At 63.8% G+C, this 1061-nt stretch carries 2 protein-coding genes; one reads left to right on the plus strand and one right to left on the minus strand.

Annotated features, from left to right (window positions below):
- Positions 1 to 9: 9 nt before the first annotated feature.
- Positions 10 to 483: a GtrA family protein gene (locus ACFWF3_RS36985; protein WP_379318919.1), complete on the plus strand. Its 474-nt coding sequence runs from the start codon at positions 10 to 12 to the stop codon at positions 481 to 483.
- Here the strand turns inward: ACFWF3_RS36985 and ACFWF3_RS36990 are convergent, their stop codons facing one another.
- Positions 484 to 1059 (minus strand): pyridoxamine 5'-phosphate oxidase family protein, encoded by a 576-nt coding sequence (locus ACFWF3_RS36990; RefSeq protein ID WP_379318917.1) that lies wholly within the window; start codon positions 1057 to 1059, stop codon positions 484 to 486.
- Positions 1060 to 1061 lie beyond the last annotated feature (2 nt).

Consider the following 1061-nt stretch of genomic DNA (forward strand, 5'->3'; position numbering starts at 1 on the left):
CGTCATCACCTGCCTGGTCCTGATCGTCGTCCTGGTGACCAAGTTCTGCCGCTGCCCGCCGAAATTCCCCTGGTCGACGAGCCCGGCGGGACCGAAGTCGACCTCAAGACGCAGATCGTGCGGTTCACGCTGACGGGTGGTTTGTCGGCGATCGTCGACTACGGCATCTACAGCCTGCTGCTGAATCTGCTCGGGTGGCCGGTGAGCCTGGCGAAGGCGATCAGTTTCGTCGCAGGCACCACCACGGCGTACCTGATCAACCGGCGCTGGACCTTCAAGGCAGAGCCGAGCAGGGCCAGGTTCTTCGCGGTGGTGGCGCTCTACGCGGTGACGTTCGCGGTGCAGGTGGGGATCAACGCGGCGCTGTACTTCGCGCTGCCCGACGAGTGGTGGCGCCAGCCCCTCGCATTCGTGATCGCGCAGGGCACCGCAACCGTCATCAACTTCGTCGTGCAGCGTGTGGTGATCTTCAAGATCGAGTAGCTAGCTGGCCTCGGCGATGGCCGGTGCCTGCTTGCCCGCCTTGACGCCGAAGTAGTCGCCGCCTTTGGCGCGCACGTTGTCGGTGCCCCATTCGCGCTGGTCCCGCGAGACCGGCACCATCTGCGGGATGTGCTTGCGGCAGTGGATGTAGGCCTCTTCGACATCGACCACCACCCACACCTGCGAGGTCTTTCCTCGCTCGGCGGGCGGCAGATCGGTGACGTCCTCGCGCAGCTCGCTGTCGGCGACCATGCGGGCTTTTCCGTTGATGTGCAGGCCGATGAGGTCGCGAACGAAGTCGATCATCAGGATTCCCACGTGCGGGTTCTCGAGGATATTGCCCAGGCTGGCCATCACCCCGTTACCTCGATATTCGGGGTACGCAATCGTGCGATCGTCGATCACGTGCAGGAATCCGGGGGTCCCCGCCCGGAAGCTGGAGTCACATTCGCCGTGTGAATCGGAGGTGGCGATGAAGGCCATGTCCATCCGGGCGACGAAATCGACCATCGTGGGATTCAGATAGTCGATCACCTGGTCGTCGTAGAAGCGCTCGGCTCTGTCCGAGGTGCCCAACG

This window comes from Nocardia sp. NPDC060220 (genome assembly GCF_042727815.1).
In the GTDB taxonomy this organism is placed as follows: Bacteria; Actinomycetota; Actinomycetes; order Mycobacteriales; family Mycobacteriaceae; genus Nocardia.